Annotated in this window: 24 protein-coding genes and 1 pseudogene; 12 read left to right on the top strand and 13 right to left on the bottom strand. The window is 58.9% G+C overall.

What is annotated here, in order from left to right:
- Window positions 1–37: 37 nt before the first annotated feature.
- Window positions 38–484 carry an azurin gene (azu, locus tag ALP40_RS23615; RefSeq protein WP_122210557.1) on the top strand — a complete coding sequence of 149 codons (447 nt, stop codon included), beginning with the start codon at window positions 38–40 and terminating at the stop codon, window positions 482–484.
- Between the two features lie 202 nt (window positions 485–686).
- On the opposite strand, the gene nadE is transcribed toward azu, so the two are convergent.
- From nadE to ALP40_RS23600, 3 genes are all read right to left on the bottom strand, one after another.
- Entirely contained in the window at window positions 687–1,514 is an 828-nt protein-coding gene (gene nadE / locus ALP40_RS23610; RefSeq protein WP_122210556.1) for an ammonia-dependent NAD(+) synthetase, read from the bottom strand.
- A 26-nt stretch (window positions 1,515–1,540) separates the two neighbouring features.
- A complete protein-coding gene (pncB, locus tag ALP40_RS23605; protein WP_122210555.1) occupies window positions 1,541–2,764 on the bottom strand; it encodes a nicotinate phosphoribosyltransferase in 1,224 nt (407 codons plus the stop codon).
- 98 nt (window positions 2,765–2,862) lie between these two features.
- Window positions 2,863–3,768 (bottom strand): LysR substrate-binding domain-containing protein, encoded by a 906-nt coding sequence (locus tag ALP40_RS23600; protein WP_122210554.1) that lies wholly within the window; start codon window positions 3,766–3,768, stop codon window positions 2,863–2,865.
- 502 nt (window positions 3,769–4,270) lie between these two features.
- Between ALP40_RS23600 and ALP40_RS23595 the strand changes: the two genes are divergently transcribed.
- The 6 genes from ALP40_RS23595 to ALP40_RS23570 all read left to right on the top strand — a co-directional run bounded on the left by ALP40_RS23595 (window position 4,271) and on the right by ALP40_RS23570 (window position 10,900).
- Window positions 4,271–5,407 (top strand): ABC transporter substrate-binding protein, encoded by a 1,137-nt coding sequence (locus ALP40_RS23595; protein WP_122210553.1) that lies wholly within the window; start codon window positions 4,271–4,273, stop codon window positions 5,405–5,407.
- Between the two features lie 171 nt (window positions 5,408–5,578).
- The gene (locus ALP40_RS23590; protein ID WP_122210552.1) at window positions 5,579–6,493 is read left to right on the top strand and encodes an ABC transporter permease subunit; all 915 of its coding nucleotides are present in this window, start codon (window positions 5,579–5,581) and stop codon (window positions 6,491–6,493) included.
- Window positions 6,494–6,495: 2 nt separating this feature from the next.
- Window positions 6,496–7,797: a high-affinity branched-chain amino acid ABC transporter permease LivM gene (gene livM / locus ALP40_RS23585; protein WP_122210551.1), complete on the top strand. Its 1,302-nt coding sequence runs from the start codon at window positions 6,496–6,498 to the stop codon at window positions 7,795–7,797.
- Window positions 7,794–8,669 (top strand): ABC transporter ATP-binding protein, encoded by an 876-nt coding sequence (locus ALP40_RS23580; RefSeq protein WP_004883618.1) that lies wholly within the window; start codon window positions 7,794–7,796, stop codon window positions 8,667–8,669. Before livM ends, ALP40_RS23580 begins: the two co-directional genes overlap by 4 nt.
- Window positions 8,666–9,382: an ABC transporter ATP-binding protein gene (locus tag ALP40_RS23575; protein ID WP_122210550.1), complete on the top strand. Its 717-nt coding sequence runs from the start codon at window positions 8,666–8,668 to the stop codon at window positions 9,380–9,382. Before ALP40_RS23580 ends, ALP40_RS23575 begins: the two co-directional genes overlap by 4 nt.
- 753 nt (window positions 9,383–10,135) lie before the next feature.
- Window positions 10,136–10,900: an SDR family oxidoreductase gene (locus tag ALP40_RS23570; protein ID WP_122210549.1), complete on the top strand. Its 765-nt coding sequence runs from the start codon at window positions 10,136–10,138 to the stop codon at window positions 10,898–10,900.
- Here the strand turns inward: ALP40_RS23570 and ALP40_RS23565 are convergent, their stop codons facing one another.
- The 7 genes from ALP40_RS23565 to ALP40_RS25640 form a co-directional block, all read right to left on the bottom strand.
- Window positions 10,901–12,115: an AGE family epimerase/isomerase gene (locus ALP40_RS23565; RefSeq protein WP_122210548.1), complete on the bottom strand. Its 1,215-nt coding sequence runs from the start codon at window positions 12,113–12,115 to the stop codon at window positions 10,901–10,903. It lies immediately after the preceding gene.
- Window positions 12,116–12,256: 141 nt separating this feature from the next.
- The gene (locus ALP40_RS23560) at window positions 12,257–12,829 is read right to left on the bottom strand and encodes a HupE/UreJ family protein (RefSeq protein WP_122210547.1); all 573 of its coding nucleotides are present in this window, start codon (window positions 12,827–12,829) and stop codon (window positions 12,257–12,259) included.
- Between the two features lie 22 nt (window positions 12,830–12,851).
- Window positions 12,852–13,469: an urease accessory protein UreG gene (gene ureG, locus ALP40_RS23555; RefSeq protein ID WP_003347890.1), complete on the bottom strand. Its 618-nt coding sequence runs from the start codon at window positions 13,467–13,469 to the stop codon at window positions 12,852–12,854.
- A 21-nt stretch (window positions 13,470–13,490) separates the two neighbouring features.
- On the bottom strand, window positions 13,491–14,165 hold the full coding sequence (locus tag ALP40_RS23550) for an urease accessory protein UreF (RefSeq protein ID WP_122210546.1): 675 nt from the start codon (window positions 14,163–14,165) through the stop codon (window positions 13,491–13,493).
- Window positions 14,162–14,662, bottom strand: a complete 501-nt coding sequence (ureE, locus tag ALP40_RS23545; RefSeq protein WP_004883631.1) for an urease accessory protein UreE — start codon at window positions 14,660–14,662, stop codon at window positions 14,162–14,164. The genes ALP40_RS23550 and ureE overlap by 4 nt, the downstream gene beginning before the upstream one ends.
- A 272-nt stretch (window positions 14,663–14,934) precedes the next feature.
- Entirely contained in the window at window positions 14,935–15,567 is a 633-nt protein-coding gene (locus tag ALP40_RS23540) for a TetR family transcriptional regulator (protein ID WP_122210545.1), read from the bottom strand.
- A gap of 88 nt (window positions 15,568–15,655) precedes the next feature.
- The gene (locus tag ALP40_RS25640; RefSeq protein WP_183136081.1) at window positions 15,656–15,793 is read right to left on the bottom strand and encodes a hypothetical protein; all 138 of its coding nucleotides are present in this window, start codon (window positions 15,791–15,793) and stop codon (window positions 15,656–15,658) included.
- Between the two features lie 244 nt (window positions 15,794–16,037).
- On the opposite strand from ALP40_RS25640, the gene ALP40_RS23535 reads away from it, so the two are divergent.
- Complete coding sequence (locus ALP40_RS23535; RefSeq protein ID WP_122210544.1) at window positions 16,038–18,104, top strand: AsmA family protein; 2,067 nt, start codon at window positions 16,038–16,040, stop codon at window positions 18,102–18,104.
- 184 nt (window positions 18,105–18,288) lie between these two features.
- On the opposite strand, the gene ALP40_RS23530 is transcribed toward ALP40_RS23535, so the two are convergent.
- Window positions 18,289–18,822 carry a bacterioferritin gene (locus ALP40_RS23530; protein ID WP_083181042.1) on the bottom strand — a complete coding sequence of 178 codons (534 nt, stop codon included), beginning with the start codon at window positions 18,820–18,822 and terminating at the stop codon, window positions 18,289–18,291.
- A gap of 361 nt (window positions 18,823–19,183) precedes the next feature.
- Window positions 19,184–19,522, bottom strand: a complete 339-nt coding sequence (gene osmE, locus ALP40_RS23525; RefSeq protein WP_083181043.1) for an osmotically-inducible lipoprotein OsmE — start codon at window positions 19,520–19,522, stop codon at window positions 19,184–19,186.
- A 272-nt stretch (window positions 19,523–19,794) separates the two neighbouring features.
- Here osmE and ALP40_RS23520 point away from each other — a divergent pair.
- Together ALP40_RS23520 and ALP40_RS23515 are read left to right on the top strand one after the other, a co-directional pair.
- A pseudogene (locus ALP40_RS23520) lies at window positions 19,795–20,247 on the top strand (triacylglycerol lipase); the annotation flags it as partial.
- 59 nt (window positions 20,248–20,306) lie between these two features.
- Window positions 20,307–20,534, top strand: coding sequence for a hypothetical protein (locus ALP40_RS23515; RefSeq protein WP_122210543.1), 228 nt, complete (start codon window positions 20,307–20,309; stop codon window positions 20,532–20,534).
- On the opposite strand, the gene ALP40_RS23510 is transcribed toward ALP40_RS23515, so the two are convergent.
- Window positions 20,531–21,412: a DMT family transporter gene (locus ALP40_RS23510; RefSeq protein WP_122210542.1), complete on the bottom strand. Its 882-nt coding sequence runs from the start codon at window positions 21,410–21,412 to the stop codon at window positions 20,531–20,533. The genes ALP40_RS23515 and ALP40_RS23510 overlap by 4 nt on opposite strands.
- Before the next feature lie 153 nt (window positions 21,413–21,565).
- On the opposite strand from ALP40_RS23510, the gene ALP40_RS23505 reads away from it, so the two are divergent.
- Entirely contained in the window at window positions 21,566–21,856 is a 291-nt protein-coding gene (locus tag ALP40_RS23505; protein ID WP_122210541.1) for a PsiF family protein, read from the top strand.
- A 187-nt stretch (window positions 21,857–22,043) separates the two neighbouring features.
- Window positions 22,044–23,054 carry an AI-2E family transporter gene (locus ALP40_RS23500; protein ID WP_122210540.1) on the top strand — a complete coding sequence of 337 codons (1,011 nt, stop codon included), beginning with the start codon at window positions 22,044–22,046 and terminating at the stop codon, window positions 23,052–23,054.
- Window positions 23,055–23,216 lie beyond the last annotated feature (162 nt).

The following is a 23,216-nucleotide window of genomic DNA, read 5'->3' as shown; positions in this document are numbered from 1 at the left end:
CTCTTTTAAATCTGAAATACCTGCCCTGGAGATTCAAATGATCCGCAAGCTTTTAGCGATTTCCCTGTTGACGCTGGCCAGTGGTCAATTGCTGGCGGCCGAATGCTCCACCACCATCGATTCGACCGATCAGATGATGTTCGACAAGAAGTCCATCGAGATCGACAAAAGCTGCAAGTCCTTTACCGTCAACCTCACGCACTCCGGCAGCCTGCCGAAGAATGTCATGGGGCATAACTGGGTGTTGAGCAAGAAAGCCGACGCCCAAGGTATTTCGACTGATGGCATGAGCGTCGGTATCGACAAGGACTACCTCAAGGAAGGCGACACACGCGTGATTGCCCACACCAAACTGATCGGCGCGGGCGAGAAAGATTCGGTCACCTTCGATGTGTCCAAACTTGATCCGGCCGAGAGCTATGAGTTCTTCTGCACCTTCCCGGGCCACATCGCGATGATGAAAGGCAGTGTGACGCTGAAGTAACTGACCGCCGTGTGTTCGCCGCTGCCAAATCTTGCAACGAACACCGGACCGTGGGAGCGGATCGGGCGGCGTTCCGTTTGTCCGCGAAAAGGTCAGTACATCCGAAGAAGACTCGGCGACTGAACTGCAGCATTCGCGAACAAGTCCGCGCCCACAACCCAGTCTCCTCACCAGGTATGCGTCTACGTCGCTGCTTTACCGCCTACGGCGCGTAAGGCAGTTCGCGTTTGTGCTGGGTTTTAGCGTAGGTATCGCAGATGATCTTGAACGCTTCTTCGCGCACCGGCTGGCCGTGCAGGAATGCGTCGATCTCGGCGTAGGTCACACCGTGGGAAGCTTCGTCCGGTTTGCCGGGGGAGAGGTCTTCCAGGTCCGCCGTCGGCACTTTCTCGACCAGTGATTCCGGCGCGCCGAAATGACGTGCGATGGCCCGCACCTGGTTTTTCACCAGCCCGCTGAGCGGTGCCAGGTCGCAGGCGCCGTCGCCGAACTTGGTGAAGAACCCCATCACCGCTTCCGCTGCGTGGTCGGTGCCGATCACCAGGCCCTGATAGGCACCGGCGATGGTGTATTGCGCGATCATCCGCATACGCGCCTTGGTGTTGCCGAGCACGAAGTCCACGGCACTGGCCGGGTGACCTTCGAACGCCTTCACTTCCGCCGCGAGTGCCTTGACGCTCGGTCCGATGTTCACGGTATGGCGTTCATCCGGTTCGATGAAATCCACCGACGCCTGCGCTTCGTGTTCATCGGCCTGCACCATGTACGGCAATCGCACTGCGACAAAGCGATACGCGTTGTCTGCGGTACTTTCACGCAGTTCCTTGACGGCGCGCTGGGCAATCAGGCCGGCGGTCAGTGAGTCGACGCCACCGCTGATGCCGAGCACCAGCGTCTTCAGGCGAGCGTTTTGCAGGCACTGCTTGATGAAGTCGACACGGCGGGCGACTTCGGCTTCCAGGGCATTCTGGTCCGCGAACGGTGGCTGGACCTTGAGCTGTTCAGCAATCTGGCGCTGTACGGCGTGCATGATTCACTCCTCGTGGGTAGTCAAACTCAAACAGGTTTATCGGACGGCGGCAGGTCCGGCACTTTGAACACATGCCGCAGGTACGCGACGAAGTTGGGGTCCTTACATTGCGCCTTGCCTGGCTCGTCGGAAATCTTGGCCACGGGCTGGCCAGCGCACGCCGTCATTTTCAGCACCATATTCATGGGCGCAATGCCGGGGATGTCCGCCGTCAGGTTGGTGCCGATACCAAAACTGACATTGATGCGTCCGCGCAGTGCCCGGAAAATCTCCAGGGCTTTGGGCAGGTTCAGGCCGTCCGAGAACACCAATGTCTTGCTCATCGGGTCGATGCCCAGCTTCTGGTAATGCAGGATGCATTTTTCGCCCCATTTCACCGGGTCGCCCGAATCATGCCGCAAGCCGTCGAACAGCTTGGCGAAGTACAGATCGAAATCGGTCAGAAAGGCGTCGGTGGTGATGCAGTCCGTCAGTGCGATACCCAGCAGTCCTCGATACTCGCGAACCCAACAATCCAGCGCGGCAATCTGGCTGTCGATCAGGCGCGGCCCCAGTTGCTGGTGGGCCATGATCCATTCGTGAGCCATCGTGCCCAGGGGCTTGAGGTCAAGCTGGCGCGCCAGGTGGACGTTGCTGGTGCCCACGAACTGGCCCGGAAAGTCCTTTTTGAGCACACCGAGGATTTCTTCCTGAACCCTGTAAGAGAAGCGGCGGCGCGTCCCGAAATCCGCGACCTTGAGTTCGGCCAGCTCGTCCGGCGCAGCATGGGTGTTCAGCCATTCGAACTTGTCGTAGAGACGCTCGCGCGCCTGGCTGAGAAGGATTTTCGGGTAGCGATGACGATTGCGCACTTCACTGACAATCGCCAGCAGCGGCACTTCGAACAAAATCACATGCAGCCACGGGCCATGCAGGCGAATGCACAGCTCATCGTTCTCGATACTGGTCTTCACGTAACGGGTGTTGAAGCGGAACAACCCCAGAAAGCGCAGAAAGTCAGGCTTCATGAACGTGATGCGTTCCATGAACGCCAGATGCTCAGGGCTCAGCGACAGTTCGCACAACAGCTCGATCTGATGCCGTATTTCGTCCAGGTACGGACGAAGGTCTTCACCGTTGCGGCAGCGAAACTCCCATTCCACGTCGACGTTGGGGTAGTTGTGCAGAACAGCTTGCATCATGGTCAGCTTGTAGAAATCGGTATCGAGCAGGCTCTGCACGATGCGATTGGAGAAGGCGCTCTCGCTCATTAATTCGGGTCTCCAGAGCAGCCGGATAACAGGGGGCACGCGGCTTTACGTTTGTGTTCAGAAAAAGCCTGCGGCCTGCTGGGTGGGCATTGTCGCCCTTAAGTTGCCGGGTGATCCAACTGTTCGAGCATCCATTGCAGAAAAACCCGTATTTTGGGCACATCGGCGGTGTGCTCCGGATAGGACAGGTAATAGGCACTGTTGGTGCTGGGCAATGCGAATTCCCATGCAATCACCAGCTTGCCCTCAGCCAGTTCCTCTTCCACCAGGAAACGCGGCAGCAACGCAACACCGCAGCCGACCTGCGCGGCGCGGATGCACATGTAGAAGGTTTCGAAGCGCGGGCCATGATAGCTGTGATCGGTGTGATAGCCCTGGCGTTCGAACCACTCGTGCCAGGCCTGTGGGCGAAAGGCGTTCTGCAACAGCACCAGTTCGCTCAACTGCGTGGGATCGGTCAGCGGCTCCTTGGGCAGGCTGTCGGGCGCGCACACCGCAATGAGCTCTTCGCCAAACAGCTTCACGCTTTCGGCACCGGGAATGGCCGCCTGACCGAAATAGAACGACACGTCGCAGCGGCCCTTGATCAGATCATCCGATTCCTGCTCGTTGAGCAGGTCCAGATGAATGTGGGGATGACGCAGACGCCAGCCTTTGAGGCGTGGCACCAGCCAGCGCGCGCCGAAGGTCGAGGGTGTCGAGACGCGCAGCACTTCGGTTTCCCCGCCATAGGAGCGCAGGAAGTGCGTAGACATCTCGACCTGATTGAGGATCTTGCGCACCTCGGCCAGATACAACGCGCCAGCAGGGGTCAGTTGCAGGCGGCGGCGCACCCGCTGAAACAGCAAGTGCTGGACCAGTTCTTCCAGCTGCGCCACCTGCTTGCTCACCGCGCTCTGAGTCAGGTTCAGTTCCTCTGCCGCTCGGGTAAAGCTCAGGTGCCGGGTCACTGCTTCAAAGCATTGCAGCGCAGCGATTGAGGGCAAATGGCGTTTGTTGAGCATGGCAAGGCTTCTCTTGTATAGGTGCTGTGTGGGCATTGGCATCATGAATAATCGGAATGATATCTCGCCTAATGGTCGTTTGTTGCCCGCGTTCGGCCCGGTTATTACTACGGTGCGCCCAATTAAAGAGCCATGCGGCGGCCTGTGCGGGTGGATGTCATCTGACAAAGGCGTTTTCTGCGATCTCCACTAGCCTCAAATGGTGCGTCTCGTAGCGTTTGCGCACCGGCCGTGTGCACTTCGGTGACGTGGACTGTTACAGATCGGTTGCCCTTCAGTGGGCGGGTGGTTGCTGCTCTGTCGCGCTTCGGTTGCTCTTTCTGATGGCCGGGTTGCACCTTGTTTGAAAAAGCAGGTTGCACGGCCTTTGCGGGCGAGGAGTCGTCTCGCTGCGGTCAGAAAGCCATCCGTTTTTCTTCAACGAAAAACTCATGGCACGCGCCTTGCTCTGTGCTACGACGTAGTTGCTGTGCCAATTAAAAAAATTCCAGGAGCACCACTCATGTCGCATACGTTTTACAGGAAAGGTTTTCTGACAATCGCAGTGGCAACTGCATTGGGCGTGTCTTCGTTTGCTCAGGCTGACGTAAAAATCGGCGTTGCGGGGCCGATGACCGGTGCCAATGCATCGTTCGGTCAGCAATACATGAAGGGTGCGCAGGCTGCAGCGGATGCCATCAACGCGGCAGGCGGCGTGAATGGGGAAAAGATCGTGCTGGTCGAAGGCGACGATGCCTGCGAACCCAAGCAGGCCGTGGCCGTCGCCAATCGTCTGGTGGATCAGGAAAAGGTCGTGGGCGTGGTCGGCCATTTCTGCTCGTCTTCTACCATCCCGGCGTCCGAGATCTACAGTGATGCGGGCGTCATCGCCATCACCCCAGGCTCCACCAACCCGCAGGTGACCGAGCGCGGTCTGAAAGAGATGTTCCGCATGTGCGGCCGTGACGACCAACAAGGTGTTGTCGCTGGCGATTACATCGTGGATGTCCTGAAAGGCAAGAAAGTCGCGGTCATCCACGACAAGGACACCTACGGGCAAGGCCTTGCGGATGCCACCCAGACCCAGTTGAAAAAGCGCGGCGTCACGCCGGTGCTGTATGAAGGCCTGACCCGTGGCGAGAAAGACTTCAGTGCCCTGGTAACCAAGATCCGCGCCACCGGTGCTGACGTCGTCTACTTCGGCGGCCTTCACCCTGAAGCCGGTCCACTGGTTCGCCAGATGCGTGAGCAGGGCCTGAAAGACGTCAGGTTCATGTCCGACGACGGTGTCGTGACCGACGAACTGGTGACCACCGCAGGCGGCGCCCAATATGTGGATGGCGTGTACATGACCTTTGGTGCCGACCCTCGTCTGCTGCCTGACAGCAAGGCGGTCGTGGACCAGTTCCGTAAGTCCGGCTACGAGCCTGAAGGCTATACCCTGTACGCCTACGCTTCGGTGCAGACACTGGCAGCCGGTTTCAACGGTGCCAAGTCCACCAAGGGCGACAAAGCGGCCGAATGGCTCAAGGCCAACCCGGTCAAGACGGTCATGGGCGAGAAAACCTGGGATAGCAAAGGCGATCTGAAAGTCTCCGACTACGTGGTTTACCAGTGGGACAAGGACGGCAAATACCACCAGCTTGAAAAACAGAAATAAGACGGACCCTCGCCAGCCACGCTTGCCTTGGGTGAGCGTCGGCTGACAGGTGGATGGGCTCGCCCATGAGCGAGCCTGCATTTTCTGCTGCTTTCGGACCCGTTCACCGCGCCTCACGAGGGCTCGGCGGGCGGGATGCTGAACTGCCTTTCAAGTGTGTGAGCGTGCGTGATGGACGGTATCTTCCTGCAGCAAATGATCAACGGACTGACACTCGGGTCTGTCTACGGCCTGATCGCCATCGGCTACACGATGGTCTACGGCATCATCGGCATGATCAACTTCGCCCACGGCGACGTGTACATGATTTCCGCCTACCTGGCCGCGATCGGTCTGGCGGTTCTGTCTTTTTTCGGACTGGAATCCTTTCCATTCCTGATTCTGGGAACGCTGATCTTCACCATCGTGGTGACGGGCGTCTACGGGTTCGTCATCGAACGCGTGGCCTACAAGCCGCTGCGCAACTCCACCCGGCTGGCTCCGCTGATCAGCGCCATCGGCATTTCGCTGATTCTGCAGAACTACGCGCAGATCAGTCAGGGTGCTCGGCAACAGGGTGTGCCGACTTTGCTTGAGGGGGCCTGGCGCTTCGACATTGGCACCGGCTTCGTGCAGATCACCTACACCAAAATCTTCATCCTCATCGCCGCTTTCGTGGGCATGGGCGTGCTGACCTACATCATCAAGTACACCAAACTGGGCCGCATGTGCCGCGCCACCCAGCAGGACCGCAAGATGGCGTCGATCCTGGGGATCAACACCGACCGGGTCATCTCCTATGTGTTCATTATCGGTGCAGCTATGGCTGCGCTGGCAGGTGTGTTGATCACCATGAATTACGGCACCTTCGACTTCTATGCAGGCTTCGTGATCGGCATCAAAGCGTTCACGGCGGCTGTGCTGGGCGGAATCGGCTCGTTGCCGGGCGCGATGCTCGGTGGCCTGATCCTGGGGGTTGCCGAATCGCAGTTCTCCGGTCTGATCAACTCCGACTACAAAGACGTGTTCAGTTTCGGCCTGCTGGTATTGATCCTGATTTTCCGTCCCCAAGGCCTGCTGGGTCGCCCTCTCGTGGCGAAGGTATAAGTATGTCCGCTCCTATCGCAAAACCCGTTGATATCAAGAAAAGTCTGATCGATGCCGTCGTGGCAGGGTTGCTGGCGCTGATCGTGTTCGGCCCTATCGTCGGCATCGTGCTGGACGGCTACAGCTTCAACCTGCAACCAACTCGCGTGGCCTGGCTGGTAGCGATCGTCATGGTCGGGCGCTTCCTGATGAGCCTGTTCCTGCAAACGCCCCGAGGCGTGCGCATTTCCCAGAGCTTTGAAAGCTCGGGTTCGGGCGTGCATGTGCTCAAGCCTGATCACAAATCGAGCCTGTACTGGATCATTCCGGTGCTGATCGTGATTGCCATCGTGTTCCCGATCTTCGCCAACAAGTACCTGCTGACGGTGGTCATCCTCGGGCTGATTTACGTGCTGCTGGGCCTGGGCCTGAACATCGTGGTCGGTCTGGCCGGCCTGCTGGACCTCGGTTATGTGGCGTTCTACGCCATTGGTGCCTACGGTCTTGCGCTGGGCTATCAATACCTGGGGCTGGGGTTCTGGTCGGCGTTGCCTTTGGCGGCCATCGCAGCGGCGTTGGCGGGGTGCATCCTCGGTTTTCCGGTGCTGCGCATGCATGGCGACTATCTGGCAATCGTGACGCTCGGCTTCGGCGAAATCATTCGGCTGGTGCTCAACAACTGGCTGTCGTTCACCGGTGGTCCGAACGGTGTACCGGTGCCTGCGCCGACGTTCTTCGGCCTTGAATTCGGGCGCCGGGCGAAAGATGGCGGGATACCGATCCATGAATACTTCGGCTTCGATTACAACCCGGACCTGAAATTCCTGTTCATCTACACCGTACTGTTTCTCGTGGTGCTGGCCGTGCTGTTCGTCAAACATCGTCTGACTCGCATGCCGATTGGTCGCGCGTGGGAAGCGCTGCGAGAAGATGAAATCGCCTGCCGCTCGATGGGCCTCAACCACGTACTGGTCAAGCTGTCGGCGTTTACTATCGGTGCGTCGACGGCGGGGCTTGCGGGGGTGTTCTTCGCCAGCTATCAGGGTTTCGTCAACCCGACTTCGTTCACCTTCTTCGAATCGGCGCTGATTCTGGCCATCGTGGTGCTTGGCGGCATGGGTTCTACCGTGGGCGTGGTGATCGCAGCTTTCGTGCTGACCGTTGCGCCTGAACTGCTGCGCAGCTTCTCCGAGTACCGCGTGTTGCTGTTCGGGATTCTGATGGTGTTGATGATGATCTGGCGGCCACGCGGCCTGATTCGTATCAGCCGTACCGGGGTGGTTCCGCGCAAGGGTGCGCTGGTTAAAGAAGGAGCCACGCAATGAGCAACGAAGTGATTCTTTCCGTCGAGCACCTGATGATGCATTTTGGCGGCATCAAGGCCTTGAGCGACGTGAGCCTCAAGGTGCGGCGCAATTCGATCTTCGCCCTGATCGGCCCCAACGGTGCGGGCAAGACCACGGTGTTCAACTGCCTGACCGGTTTTTACAAGGCCACGGGCGGGCGCATCGAACTGCACACCCGCGACAAAACCACCAACGTCATCAAGCTGCTGGGCGAGCCGTTCAAGGGCAGCGACTTCGTGTCGCCGAAAAGCTTCCTGAGCCGGGTGTACTACAAGATGTTCGGCGGCACCCATCTGGTCAACCGGGCGGGGCTGGCGCGGACCTTCCAGAACATTCGCCTGTTCAAGGAAATGTCGGTGGTCGAGAACTTGTTGGTGGCCCAGCACATGTGGGTCAATCGCAGCCTGATCAGCGGGATCCTCAACACCCGCGGCTACCGCAAGGCCGAGGAAGACGCGCTCAACACGGCGTTCTACTGGCTGGAAGTTGTGGACCTGGTGGATTGCGCGAACCGTCTGGCGGGAGAGCTCTCTTACGGGCAGCAACGCCGTCTGGAAATCGCCCGCGCCATGTGTACGCGCCCACAGGTGATCTGCCTGGACGAACCGGCTGCGGGTCTCAACCCGCAGGAAACCGAAGCCCTGAGCGGCATGATTCGCCTGCTGCGCGACGAACACGACATGACCATCGTACTGATCGAGCATGACATGGGCATGGTGATGGGCATTTCCGATGACATTGTGGTGCTGGATCACGGCAACGTGATTGCCGCAGGCGGGCCGGAGCAGATCCGCAACGATCCAAAAGTGATCGCCGCGTACCTGGGCGCTGATGAAGAGGAATTGGTATGAGCAAGCCGATCCTCGAACTGAAAGAGATCGATGTTTTTTATGGGCCGATCCAGGCCTTGAAGAAAGTCTCGCTGCACATCGACGAAGGCGAAACGGTCAGCCTGATTGGCTCTAACGGCGCGGGCAAGTCAACGCTGCTGATGTCGATCTTCGGCCAGCCGCGTGCGGCGAGCGGGCAGATCATTTATCAGGGCACCGACATCACCCAGAAGTCCTCCCACTACATCGCCTCCAACGGCATCGCCCAATCGCCGGAAGGGCGGCGCGTGTTCCCCGACATGTCGGTCGAGGAAAACCTGATGATGGGCACCATCCCGATTGGCGACAAGCACTCGGCCGAAGACATGCAACGCATGTTCGAGTTGTTTCCGCGGCTCAAGGAGCGTCGTAACCAGCGCGCCATGACCATGTCCGGTGGCGAACAGCAAATGCTGGCCATTGCCCGTGCGCTGATGAGCCGTCCGAAACTGCTGCTGCTCGATGAGCCAAGCCTGGGCCTGGCGCCGATCATCGTGAAGCAGATCTTCGCCACCCTGCGTGAGCTGGCAGCCACCGGGATGACCATCTTCCTCGTCGAGCAGAACGCCAACCATGCCCTAAAGTTGTCCGATCGCGCCTATGTGATGGTCAACGGCGAAATCCGCCTCTCAGGCACAGGGCAGGAATTGCTGGTGAATGAAGAGGTCAGGAACGCTTATCTCGGCGGGCACTGAGTTCGCCAAAGGTGCGTTGTTTCAACTCTGCGCCCCGAGTGTCATGCACTCGGGGCGTGTTTTTCACAATTGTGGAAAACATTTTTGACGAACCTCAAACCTGCGACATAAAACCGCTGCAAATGGTTGTTTTGTCACAGTTTGGACTTGTTCACGTTTATTGTGGATCCGACTGTTAATAACTTGGGAGTATTTGCCTGAAGCCCTTGATGCATAAGGGTTGTAGCGGTGTGTTCAAAATTCGTACAGTGGATTTTCAGCGTTGATTCGAGCCATTTGTCAACAGGTGGAAGGCTGGTTGTTCATACAGTTTATTTGTTGTCAAAGCCTGTGGATAAGTCTGTGGGCAAGCGTTGGAAAGAGCGGGATAGAGGCCGCTGGGGTTGGGCTGTAGGCCATCATGCAATCTGTACACTCCTTGCCGCGATTTATCGTGCGCTTCAATGTCAAGGGAAAAACTTTGCGAGGACCGCTACACGCCCCGGTTTGCGCGTGCTGCAGGGTGACGGAGTTGCCCCCGGATTTTGTGGGTGTGACTGTGGATAACGTGGGCAAAACTGCCTGCAAGGCTTGCTGCGTATGGGTTTGCTTGATGTGTACGTTTTTTGTACAGCTCGCTGGCCGTATGGCGTGATTTATCCTCAGGCTTGCTCCAGAACGTTCGTGACGGGCATTCTTCCTTTTTTCGCTTTATTTATTAACAGGCTGCGCCGCTTCAGTGAGCCACAGGCCGCGCCATGTCAGGAGAACGAGATGACTTCCACCGTATTCATTACAGGCGCTACTTCCGGGTTTGGCGAGGCGTGCGCGCGCCGCTTCGCCGAGGCCGGTTGGTCGCTGGTGTTGACCGGTCGCCGCAAGGACCGCCTGGATGCGCTTAGCGCCGAGTTGTCGAAGCAGACCAAGGTTCATACGCTGGTGCTGGATGTTCGCGACCGTGTAGCGATGGAGAGCGCCATCGCCGACCTGCCTGAAGCGTTCGCCACGATCCAGGGCCTGATCAACAACGCAGGCCTGGCGCTGGGCATCGATCCGGCGCCCAAGTGCGATCTGGACGATTGGGACACCATGATCGACACCAACGTCAAAGGCCTGGTCTACACCACGCGTTTGTTGTTGCCACGCCTGATCGCTCACGGTCGCGGTGCCAGCATCGTCAACCTGGGTTCGGTGGCGGGCAACTATCCGTATCCGGGCGGTAACGTGTATGGCGGCACCAAGGCGTTCGTCGGGCAGTTCTCGCTCAACCTGCGTAACGATCTGGTCGGCACAGGCGTTCGGGTGACGAACCTGGAGCCGGGGCTGTGCGAAAGCGAGTTCTCACTGGTGCGTTTCGGTGGCGATCAGGCCAAGTACGATGCGACGTACGCCGGTGCAGAACCGATCCAGCCGCAGGACATTGCCGACACGATCTTCTGGATCATGAACACCCCGGCCCACGTCAACATCAACAGTCTGGAGCTGATGCCGGTGAGCCAGACCTGGGCCGGTTTTGCGATCGATCGTAATCGCGGCTGATCAACCTTTGTCGGGCGCGGGCGGTGGGAAGGCTGTGACGAAGCGGTTTTCCAGGTAGTCCGCCAGCCCGATGTAGCAGGTAGCCAGATGGTACGGCGTGGTCGACGGCATGTCGCTGCGGCTGACCGTGCCGTCGGTGTCGACACACTCATTCCAGCCCGTCGTGTGCAGGAAGCGCTGTTCGAAGTCGAGCAACTGCTGGCTCAGCGCTGGCTCGCATTCCGGCCGTAACGCCATCGCTCGCAAGTATTCGGCCTGTGCCCAGATGCGCTGAGTGCTGTCCTGCATCTTGCCGTCCAGGGTCAATGCTGCGGTGACCGCCCCATTCTGCGGATCGACGCCCTGTGCCTGCGCGTAGGCGAAGGCGCGGGTCATTGAGTCATGCAGCGGCCTGCCGTGCATCTCGGGTGCGGATTCCAGCAGGAAAAACCATTCGAACTGATGACCCGGCTCATACCAGTTATCCACAGCGCCCAGCGGTTTCTCCAGCATCACGCCCGTGGCTTTATCCACAAAGCGCTGCTGCATATTGACGGCCAGCGCATCCATCGCCGTCTGTGTCGCCGGGTCGGCGCGTACTGAAAGTGTCGCCAGAAAGGCCTCTGCCAGGTGCATCAACGGGTTCTGTAAGGGGCCGGTGCCGAGCGTGGACCAGTCTTCATTCCGTTGCGCTTCGTACAGGCCCTTGCCATCGGCAAAGCGTTCTGCGACCACGCTGAGTGCTGCGTTGAGTACGGACTCGGCGAGCGGGTCCTTCGACTTTGCCCAGTAGTGGGCGCAGGCAAAGATGATGAAAGCGTGTGTGTAGAGATCCTTGCGCCGATCCAGCGGTTTGCCCTGTGGGTCGATGCTGTAGAACCAGCCGCCATGCTCGCCATCGTGGAAGTGCTGCTGCAACGAGCGAAACAACGCACCGGAGCGAACAGCCGCGCTCGGCACATCCGGGTGACCGATCAGGCTGGAAAACAGAAACAATTGCCGCGCGCAGGCCATTGCCCGGTAGCGTTGCGGTGGCAGCGGTTGATGATGTGCGTCGAGGGCTTCGTAGGGCAGCGCCAGTTGCGCATTCCAGCCGGGACCTTGCCAGAGCGGCACGATGACCTTCATGAAGTGCGCGTGAAGGGCGGCGAAGACCGAGGTCATGTCAGGCGTGAGGGCGGAGCTGGAAGCAGGGGGCATCGGCTGTCGTCGCGGCTGGATCGAGATGCGCGCCATGTTAGCAGGATTGGTGCGCAAGTCTCGATGGGGCTTGCTGATCGCGCCCCCAGTGCAATCTCACGACTGGACGCGGAGCGTCCTGAGAGGCGTTCCCACGCGGAGCATGGGAACGATCAGTAGAGGCGTGATCAGGAAAAATCAGCCAGCCAGCAGCCACACACCGGTCGCAGCCGAAGCGGCACCCGCCAAGCGCACCAGAGGAGCAGCGGCCTGCGGAAGAGCGCGAACGACCGCGTAGCCAGCAGCGTGCAGCGCGGCAGTTGCGGCAACGAAACCTGCAGCGTAGGCCCACGGGCTAGACATTTCCGGCAGCTCAAGACCATGCGCGACACCGTGGAACAGCGCAAACATCGCGGTCGCTGCAACGGCCAGAGCCAAGGGTGGACGAACGGCCAGCGCGACAGCCAGACCCAGCGCCAGTACGGACGCTGCGATGCCGCTTTCCAGCGCGGGCAGGTTCAGGCCTTCGAAGCCCAGCACACCGCCGATCAGCATGGTGCCCACGAAGGTACACGGCAGCGCCCAGCGTGCAGCGCCTTGTTGCTGTGCGGCCCACAGACCGACGGCCAGCATCGCCAGCAGGTGATCCAGACCCCCAAGGGGGTGGCTTATGCCAGCGATCAAACCGTTGTCGCCGTGACCTGGATGCGCCAAGGCCAAGGTCGGGACCAGCAGCAGGGCGAGGGCGCCGAGGACTTTTTTGTAGTTCATCGAGGGTTTCCTTGTTGTGGGATCAGGCCGCCGCGTTCAGCAGGCCTTGGCGTTCAATGAAGGCAATGATCTGTTCCAGACCCTGACCGGTTTTCTGGTTGCTGAAGACGAACGGCTTTTCACCGCGCATCCGGCGTGTGTCGCTGTCCATCATTTCCAGTGAGGCCCCTACCAAGGGCGCCAGGTCGATCTTGTTGATGACCAGCAGATCGGATTTGCAGATGCCCGGACCGCCTTTGCGTGGCAGTTTGTCGCCCGCTGAAACGTCAATCACGTAAATGGTCAGGTCGGATAATTCCGGGCTGAAAGTTGCAGAAAGATTGTCGCCACCGGATTCAACGATGATCAAATCCAGGCCTTCGAAGCGACGGTTGAGCTGGTCAACGGCTTCCAGGTTGATGGACGCATCTTCGCGAATCGCCGTGTGCGGACAGCCGCCGGTTTCCACGCCGATGATGCGCTCAGGTGCCAGCGCTTCATTGCGCACGAGAAAGTCGGCGTCTTCGCGGGTATAGATATCGTTGGTCACGACCGCCAGGTTGTAGCGGTCACGCAACGCCAGGCACAGCGCCAGGGTCAGGGCGGTCTTGCCGGAGCCGACCGGGCCACCGATGCCGACGCGCAGGGGTTGGCTGTTCATTGAGTTCTCCATCAGTGCTGATCAGGACCGGAATAACCGGCTGTATTGACGTTCGTGGGCCATGCTCGCCAGCGACAGACCGAAGGCTGCGCTGCCGCAATGGCGTATGTCGTGCTCTGTGGCGTTGGCTTGCGCCTGCTGCAACAGTGGCAGCAACTCGCTGGTCAGACGCTGTGCAGCCTGCTGACCGAGCGGCAAGGTTTTCATCAGCACCGCCAGTTGGTTTTCCAGCCAGCTCCAGAGCCAGGCGGCCAGTGCATCCTGTGGGCTGATCTGCCAGGCGCGAGCGGCCAGCGCCCAGCCCAGTGCAAGATGCGGCTCGGCGGTTTGCTCCAGAAAGCGCCGGGCGCAGCGGTCCAGTTCCGGCAAGCCGTTAAGCAGCTGTTTCAGGGAATAGCCCATCTGCCGGCTTTCCAGATGCAGCTCGCGGGTTTCCCGACTGGCGCGATGCTGTTCGCTGACTTGCAGCAGTTGCCCCCAGTCTTCGTCGGCCGCCGCCTGGCAGTGCGCCAACAGCAGCGGGGCTTCGAAGCGTGCAAGGTTGAGCAGCAACTGGTCACCGATCCAGCGACCTGCGGTCTGCGTGTTGGTGACGATGGACTGTTCCACCGCCATCTCCAGCCCTTGCGAATAGCTGTAGCCGCCAATCGGCAACTGCGGACTGGCCAGGCGCAGCAGCGCCCAGGCGTTGTTCACGTGCGCACGCCGAATTGGTGCAGGCGGGGCGGATAATTGAAATCCTCTTCGCCAGCGCGTGAATGGTGATGGCCGCCCCCATAAGCACCATGTTCGGGCTGGAAGGGCGCTTCGATGGTTTCGGTGGTGGCCCCCAGTTGATCGAGCATGGCCTTGAGCACGTAGTCGTCGAGCAGCCGCAGCCATCCGTCACCCACTTGCAGCGCGACGTGGCGGTTACCGAGGTGGTAGGCCGCACGGGTCAGTTCGAAGGTGCTGGAGCAGGTGACGTGCATCAGCTTTTCGGGGCGGGCGCAGACGCGCACGATACGGCCGTCTTCGGCCTGTAGAAACTCGCCATCGCGCAAGGGCGATTGACCACGCTGCAGGAACAGCCCCACGTCCTCGTTTTCTGCACTGAAGCAGCGCAGTCGGCTTTTGCTGCGCGCTTCGAAATTCAAGTGTAGCTCGGCGGCCCATTCAGCCTGGGGTTCGATTCGGTTGTGGATCACCAGCATCAGATAGCTTCCAGCCAATTGCGATGCTTCAAAGCAGAGCAAGGGGCTTGCCAACAGTGCAGGGAGTGGGAAAAGACTGACGGAACGGGATTATCGATTGAATGGGGTGTGCTTTTTTGGTGCGTTAAATGGCGGGCGATTCAATGTGGTGCAGTCGAGTGGAGTGATAGGTCTGGCCATAGGTGTTGCGGCATATACGCCGGGACGCGGAGCGTCCTGAGAGGCATTCCCACGCAAAGCGTGAGGAACGATCATTACCAAACGCTCATTAATTACTCATGACTGCCCAAACCACGCCAATGCCGTGCGCCAATGAAGATGAAGCGCAGCTGCTGGGTGATCTTGGCTTGTGGGGTGAGGTGCGGTGCGAGCGAGGCGGGGGGCGGGTCGATCAGTTCGGGCAGCATCGCGAACACGCTTTTGACCACGAGGTCGGCGATGATTGACAGTGAGTCTGCATTCAAATGCTTCCATTTGGGCATTTTCGCGAGGTCGGCGGTCAAGTCGGCGCTGATGCCCTCACGCAGTGCGCCCAATGCCTGACGCACCTTGAGCGATCCGCCGTACTGCTCGCGGGCCAGAAACAGGAACTGCGAACGATTGGCGGCCACACGTTCCAGAAAGATCTGTACCGAGGCGCGAATCAGCCCGCCCATTGCGAACTCGTTATGCCGGACCAGCCGGATGGTTTCTCGAAAGGTCTGCCCGACCTCGCTGACCAGCACCAGGCCGAGCTGATCCATGTCTTCAAAATGACGATAGAAGCCCGTCGGTACGATGCCCGCAGTGCGTGCCACTTCGCGCAGGCTCAGGCTGCCGAAACCGCGTCCGCTCTCCATCAACTGGTGGGCGGCGTCCAGCAAGGCTCTTCGGGTCTGTTGTTTCTGTTCGGCGCGGGGCAGCATGGCTCAAACGATTCGTGGAATAGGCTGCGTCGCACTTTAACAAATGCGCTTTGCCTGCGTCGAAGGGCTTTTCAGGCAAGCAGGGCGATCAGACGCGTTGGTACTGCTGCACCAGACGGTCGGGGCCGCTTTCAGCCAGGCGTTGCTCGCGTTCCTGCGCTGGCGCTGCGTAGGCACCGGCGGCGAAGATCGACAGAAAAAGGCTCAATAACAGGTGGGGTTTCATGGCTGTGCTCCTCGAAAGAGCGGAAGATGGTGTAGGCATGCACTATGCCGCCGAGCCTGCGTGTAAAGAAGTTCATAAAGATGATGGTGGGAATCAACCAAAATGATTGAGCCGGGCCTGCAACCTCGGCAGGCCACTGGCTTATTTGCCCAACCCGATCAAACCCTCGACGCTTTTGTCAGTCGAACGGGCATGTCGTATTCAGTGCACCAAGGCCGGAGCACTGTTTTCTGGAGAGTCATGCATGACGCGCAGCCGTAGGATTTTCGCGTGGACAGGCGCCACTTTGTTGGTGCTATTGGCCGTGTTGATCATTGTGATCGTCACTTTCGACTGGAATCGCATCAAACCCACCCTCAATGAAAAGGTCAGCGAAGCGCTGCATCGCCCGTTCGCCATCAATGGCAATCTGGACGTTCAGTGGACGCGCGAGCCTGATCTGGGTGGCTGGCGGGCCTGGATTCCCTCGCCGCTGTTCATCGCTCAAGACCTGACCCTGGGCAACCCGGAGTGGTTGAAACAGCCGCAGATGGTCACGCTCAAACAGGTTGAGTTTCGCTTATCGCTACTGCCCTTGCTGGCGCAGCACGTGGTCATCCCGCGCATTGACCTGACCGGTCCGGAAGCAAAACTGGAGCGTCTGGCCGACGGGCGTGCCAACTGGGTGTTCGATCTGCCCAAGTCAGACCCCAATGCCGAACCGACGAAATGGGAAGTGGACATCGGTGCCATCAAGTTCGACAAAGGCTTGGTGGGCTTCAATGATCAGACCCTGAACACCCAGCTGGACGTGGTGATCGACATGCTCGGCAAGCCGATCCCCTTTGGCGAGATCGTCGGCAGCAAGGAGGCGAAGAAGGCCCAGGACAAAGGCGCAGTGCCGCAAGACTATGCGTTCGGTCTGGCCGTCAAAGGTCAGTACCACGGCCAGCAACTCAATGGCACGGGCAAAATCGGTGGCTTGCTGGCATTGAAAGACGCCGCGCTGCCCTTTCCGGTGCAGGCCGACGTCAAGGTTGGCGACACCCATGTCGTGATCGCCGGGACCGTGACCGACCCACAAAATCTCGGCGCCCTGGACCTGCGCTTGAAGCTGTCCGGTGCCAGCCTGAGCAATCTCTATCCGCTGACTGGCGTTACGTTGCCCGACTCACCCGCCTACTCGACGGACGGCCGCCTGATCGCCAAGCTGCATGACCCGGCGGGCGCCAGTTTCAGCTATGAGAAATTCAACGGCAAAATTGGCAAAAGTGATATTCACGGTGATCTGGGCTATGTCGCCAGTCAGCCGCGGCCCAAGCTGACGGGCGTGCTGGTGTCCGATCAACTGCTGTTCAGTGACTTGGCGCCGCTGATCGGGGCTGACTCCAACGCGGCTCAGAAGAAGCGCGGCGGGGAGAGCAAGCAGCCTTCAGGCAAGGTATTGCCGGTGGAAGAATTCCAGACAGACCGCTGGCGTGCGATGGACGCAGACGTCGAGTTCACTGGCAAGCGCATCGTGCAGAGCCCGGACCTGCCGTTCACCGACCTTTACACGCATCTGATTTTGAACGATGGCCAGCTCAGCCTTGAGCCGCTGCGCTTCGGCGTGGCCGGTGGCAAGCTGGACGCGGACATTCGTCTCGATGGGCGGGACAAGCCGCTGCTCGGCCGGGCGAAGCTGTCGGCGCGCAACTTCAAGCTCAAGCAGTTGTTCCCCACCTTCGAACCGATGAAAACCAGTTTCGGTGAGCTGAACGGCGATGCGGATATCACCGGTCGTGGCAACTCGGTCGCAGCGCTACTGGGCACGGCCAATGGCGAGATGAAGATGCTGGTCAACGATGGCGCGATCAGCCGTGGCCTGATGGAGATCGCCGGGCTTAACGTGGGTAATTACGTGGTCGGCAAACTGTTCGGTGACAAGGATGTGAAGATCAACTGCGCCGCATCCGATTTCGGTATCAAGGACGGTCTGGCGACCAGTCGCCTGTTCGTGTTCGATACCGAGAACGCGATCATTTACATCAGCGGCACGGCCAACCTGAAAACCGAGCAGCTGGATTTGCAGATCAATCCTGAATCCAAAGGCTTCCGGGTGTTCTCGCTGCGCTCGCCGCTGTACGTCAACGGACCGTTCGCCCGGCCTAATGCAGGCGTACAGTCAGGGCCGTTGTTGTTGCGTGGCGCGGGAATGGTTCTGCTGGGCGCTACCATCGGCCCAGCGGCAGGATTGCTGGCACTGGTCGCGACGGGCGACAGTGAGCCGAATCAGTGTGGCCCGCTGCTGGAGCAAATGCGCTCGGGCAAGGCGCCGAAGACCGTCAAGTAAACGCCCTGGCTTGAGATGTGACGCAGAGCGTCACAGGCGGCATGCCCACGCGGAGCGTCGGCACGATCAGTGTCGGGGCATACCTGATCGTTCCTCACGCTCCGCGTGGGAATGCCGCTCATGACGGGACAACGACCACAAAAAAGCCAGGATAAACATCCTGGCTTTGGCTTTCAGTCCCGAATCACAGGTCGTTCAGGATGTCCGCCATGTCGTCGGCGTGCTCTTCTTCCTGTGCGAGGATTTCTTCAAAGATGCGACGCGTAGTCGGATCGGTGTCGCCGATGTATTGAATGATTTCACGATAGCTGTCGACGGCAATGCGCTCGGCAACCAAGTCCTCGTAAACCATTTCCTTGAGCGTGGTGCCTGCCACGTACTGAGCGTGAGAGTTCTTCGACAGTGTGTCGGGGTTGAACTCAGGCTCGCCGCCCAATTGCACGATACGTTCGGCCAGCTTGTCGGCGTGCTCGGCTTCCTGCTGCGCGTGTTCCAGAAACTCGGACGCCGCGACACTGGCCTTCAGGCCCGTCGCCATGTAGTAGTGACGCTTGTAGCGCAGCACGCAGACCAGTTCGGTTGCCAGCGACTCATTGAGCAGGCGCAGGACTGTCTCGCGATCAGCGTTGTAGCCTTCAGTCACCGCACCATTCTCAACGTTCTGGCGCGCACGTTGGCGCAGACTGCTTACATCGGATAGCTGTGGTGCAGAAATCATGAGGTATCTCCAGATTCATCAGGTTGTGTGTCTCGCTCTATGTGTTGCCCGGCAAGATCATCAAGGGTTGTGAGTGACGAACGGCGAGAAAGTTTTATCTGATTTTGCAGGTTTCACGCTTTGCTGAACGCGTAAAAAATATAAGAAACGAGCGTGCCCGCCTGTGGTCCCAGCCTTGAGACCTATAAATCGTGGAGATTCACATGCTCAAGTTTCTGGGAAGCACCATCGGTATCATTTTCCTGATCGGCCTGATTGTGGTGATTGCATTGTTCAAGCTGGTGTTCTGAAGTTCGGACAAAAAACGTACACATAAAAAAGCCCGATGCGTCATGCATCGGGCTTTTTTGTATGCGCTGAGTTACATCGCGCGCTCATTCGCTTCGCGCTGTTCGCAGGTCATAAAACCTTTATTAGTCACGCGGCCGTCGCTGTTGAAGCTGACGTGGTAGACCTGCTTATGGCCATCTTTAGCCATCACGTAGTTGTTGCAGGTGCCGGTGTTGACCTTGCGGTCGATGGTCGACGATGGCTCGCCGCCGATGGTCAGGACCTGCTGGCGGGTCATGCCGTTCTCGACCTGCTTGACCAGTGGCTCGTTGCGGTAGGTGACGTAGTCCACCGGGTTCTGCACGGTTGTGTTGCTGCAGCCAGCCATCGTCGCCAATACAAAGGTTGCTGCGAGGATTTTGTTGTACATCTTTATTGCTCCACATGTCAGAGCCGGTCTTGGCCCGTTGCAGCTTGGAGCGAAGGAGGGGGGCAAGAGTTCGAAAAAAAGATGGCGATAAGGCAGCACTTCTGGTGGTCATGTTGTTCCGCCAGGCCGAAAACACACCGCTACTGTTGGAAAGGCTTAATCACTTCGGATCTGAGCTGGCGGACTATCTGGAGCGACATTTTCCACTCGGGACGCTGGGCGGGCGAGTCGTGAATGCGTTGATCGGGCTGCTCGCCTGGACGATCGTCGCGTTCGAGACCGGCTATCGCGGGCCGAAGTTGCCGATGGACATCACCGCCTCGCATCAGTCCCTGACCACCACCGGGTTTGCGCTGTTCAACAGGCAGTATCCCCAGGGTTTGCCGCAGTTTTGGGGTGAGAGTGGCGAAGAACTGGTCGATGGCGTGCGCTACTACTCCTGGTCCCGGGTCCTGAAACCGGGCGTAACCAATCACGGGCGCAACCTGATCGATGGCACCAACGTAACCTGTCGAATATTCGCTCGCACGTTCAGGAAAGAGCGAGGTCAATCTGATGGCATGGTCGGGCGTTTCAGTTCGCACCTGGGCACGGTCATCGGGGATGACTTTACGCTCGACCATTTTGACATCGTCAACCAAACCTTCGGGCTGGTCGGCAAAGGCGTGGATCCTGTACGCCTGTTCATAGCACACGCCGCGCGCCTCAAGGCTGCCGGCCTTTAACTCAATCAGGCAGTAATTCGTGATCAGCCGTTAATAGATGACGGCCAGGAAGTGATGCGATGGGCGATAAAGAACTGTATGAAATCGAGTACACCCTGCTGGGTGAGCACCATGTGGATGTCATCGAAGACCTGGACGTGCCGATCATTGAAATCGTGCATGAACTGGCGTTGAAGCATCACGTCGAGCTGGATGATCTTCCTGAAGTCGGTATGCCCCACGCTGCCGGTATCACCGACGTATCGATCCACAGCGTGGAGGGCGGTGAGGGCAGCGCGACGGCCTAGCCTTTTCTGAGTGGTAGCAGGGTCTTCCAGCGTTCTGCCAGGATGACGCCGCACAAAGTCAGCGCGCCGCCATACAGGTGATAAAGCGCCAGCTGTTCGCCAAGCGCCACGGCCGCAATGAGGGCCGTGGCGATCGGCATCAGGTTGAAAAATAGCGTGGTGCGGCTTGGACCCAGGCGCATGATCGAGGTCATCCACAGCCACGGCGCTAGCATGGAGGTAGGGATCGCTGCATACAGCACCAGGGGGATATTGCTCGCGTTCAAGCCGGTCCGCGGCGACAGAATGAACAGTGGAAACAGCACCACAATCGCGACCAGAATCTGCATGTACAGCAAGTGCAGGGGCGGCAGACGCAATTGCCATTTCTTCAACAGCATGCTGTAAAAGGCATAGGCTGCAGCAGCGACCAGCACAATTGCATCTCCTCGATTGACCCCTTGCTCGATAAGTCCGCTCAGATTGCCAGCGGCGACCACCACGATGACGCCCGCGAAAGAAATCACCGCGCCGAGCAGCGCGCCCCAAGTCAGCCTCGTGCCCAGACACGCTATGGACAGCCCCAGCGCCATGACTGGCACCAGCGACTGGATGATGCCCATGTTGGTGGCTGTGGTCATGCCAGCGGCGAAATACGCAAGGCTTTGATACACCGCCATGCCCAATGCACCCAGCACCACGATCTTGCCAATCAGCGGCTTGATGGCTGCGCGGTTTTTCCAGACCGGGATGAGCATGAAGGGCGTGAACAGGAGTCCTGCCAGCAACCAGCGATAGAAGCCTATTTCAGAGGGGAAGATTAGCCCGGACGCCGCTTTGGTGACGACGGTGTTGACGGACCAGATGAAGATGGTGAGCAGTGGAAACGCGTATTGCATTGGAAGGCCGACAGGTTAGCGAGGCGCAACTATCCGCCTCTTTAAAATGAATGCCAATCATGGCGCCTGATCATCCCTCATATTCTGCAACATTTTGACTACACTGATTTCGAGTCTGTGCCGACCGGTACAGCGGACCTGGAGAGTCGAACGATGAAGAAGATCGGTATTCCTTTATTGCTCGTTGGCCTGATGTTTTCCGCTCAGGGTTTTGCCGCGACGGCGCAGCAGAACAAGATGACCACCTGCAACGCCGATGCGAGTGCCAAATCGCTCAAGGGGGATGAACGCAAAACGTTCATGAGCACCTGTCTGAAAGCCGCGCCAGCTCCTGCCGCCACCCAGCAGGAAAAGATGAAGACCTGTAACGCGACCGCTTCCACTCAGGAGCTCAAGGGCGACGCCCGCAAGAGCTTCATGAGTGATTGTCTCAAGAAGAAATAATTTTCCAGCAGCGTTTACAGCCGCATGCGACCGGCGCGGGTGCAGTAAACACGGCACTTGCGTCGGGTTATTTCTCCGGTCATCCAATAGATGCTTGGGCTGCATGTTTTCCCGCTTCGGGATGACTGGTTCTCTGCTGCGAACGCTGGCAGACTGCCCACCTCTTCGTGCTGCCCTTTGAGGGTCTATGCCAACGTTTTCTGCGCGTCAGGTATTAATAGCCAGCTGGATTCTTGTATTCGGCGGTCTGCTGTTGGTGTTGCCTTTCAAGTTGTTGCCCAGCCTGCTGGCCGGTCTGCTGGTCTTCGAACTGGTTAATATGCTGACTCCCAAGTTGCAAAAGCTCATCTCCGGCGAACGTGCCAGGTGGTTGGCGGTTGCGCTGCTGGGCACCATCATCGTCAGTCTGCTGACCCTGCTGTTTGCAGGTGTCATCAGTTTTGTCCTTCATGAAGCCGAGAACCCCGGCGCGTCGCTGGACAAGTTCATGACGCTGGTCGACCGGGCCCGCGGTCAGCTGCCGCCCTTTATCGATTCTTACCTGCCCGCCAGCGCGGCCGAGTTTCAGGTGTCGCTGTTTCAGTGGCTGCAGAAACACATCGGCGAGTTGCAACTGATCGGCAAGGGCGCCGCCCATATGTTCGTGACCATGCTGATCGGTATGGTGCTGGGTGCGATCATTGCCTTGCAGCGGATTTCCGATGTTCATGCGCGCAAACCGCTGGCCTCGGCGCTGTTCGACCGGCTTTATCTGGTCAGCCGGGCGTTCCGCAACATCGTGTTTGCCCAGATCAAGATTTCCCTGCTCAACACCGCGTTCACCTCGGTATTCCTCGCCATCGTCCTGCCGCTATGCGGTATTCACCTGCCGCTGACCAAAACCCTGATCATCATGACCTTCCTGCTCGGGCTGTTGCCGGTAGTGGGGAACCTGATGTCCAACACGCTGATCTTCATCGTCGGCATGTCGATCTCGATCTGGGTGGCATTGGCGGCGCTGGGTTATCTGATCGTGATCCACAAGGTCGAGTACTTCCTCAACGCACGGATCGTAGGCGGGCAGATCAATGCCAAGTCGTGGGAGCTGCTGTTGGCCATGCTGCTGTTCGAAGCCGCGTTCGGCCTGCCGGGCGTGGTGGCCGGACCGATTTACTACGCGTACCTGAAGAGTGAATTGCAGAAAGAAGGGCTGGTTTAACAGCGATCTAAGGGCATTTCCATTCGCTTGAAATGTGACGCAGAGCGTCACNGGCTGCATGCCCACGCGGAGCATGTGCACGATCAGTTGTTTGAGATCCCTGATCGTTCCCATGCTCCGGCGTGGTAACGCCTCTCAGGACGCTCGGCGTCCGCTGGCACG

The sequence above is a fragment of the Pseudomonas viridiflava genome (assembly GCF_003702045.1).
Lineage (GTDB): Bacteria > Pseudomonadota > Gammaproteobacteria > Pseudomonadales > Pseudomonadaceae > Aquipseudomonas > Aquipseudomonas viridiflava_C.
The sequence above is the reverse complement of the archived record's forward strand: the minus strand, read 5'-3'. Positions and strand labels throughout refer to the sequence as shown.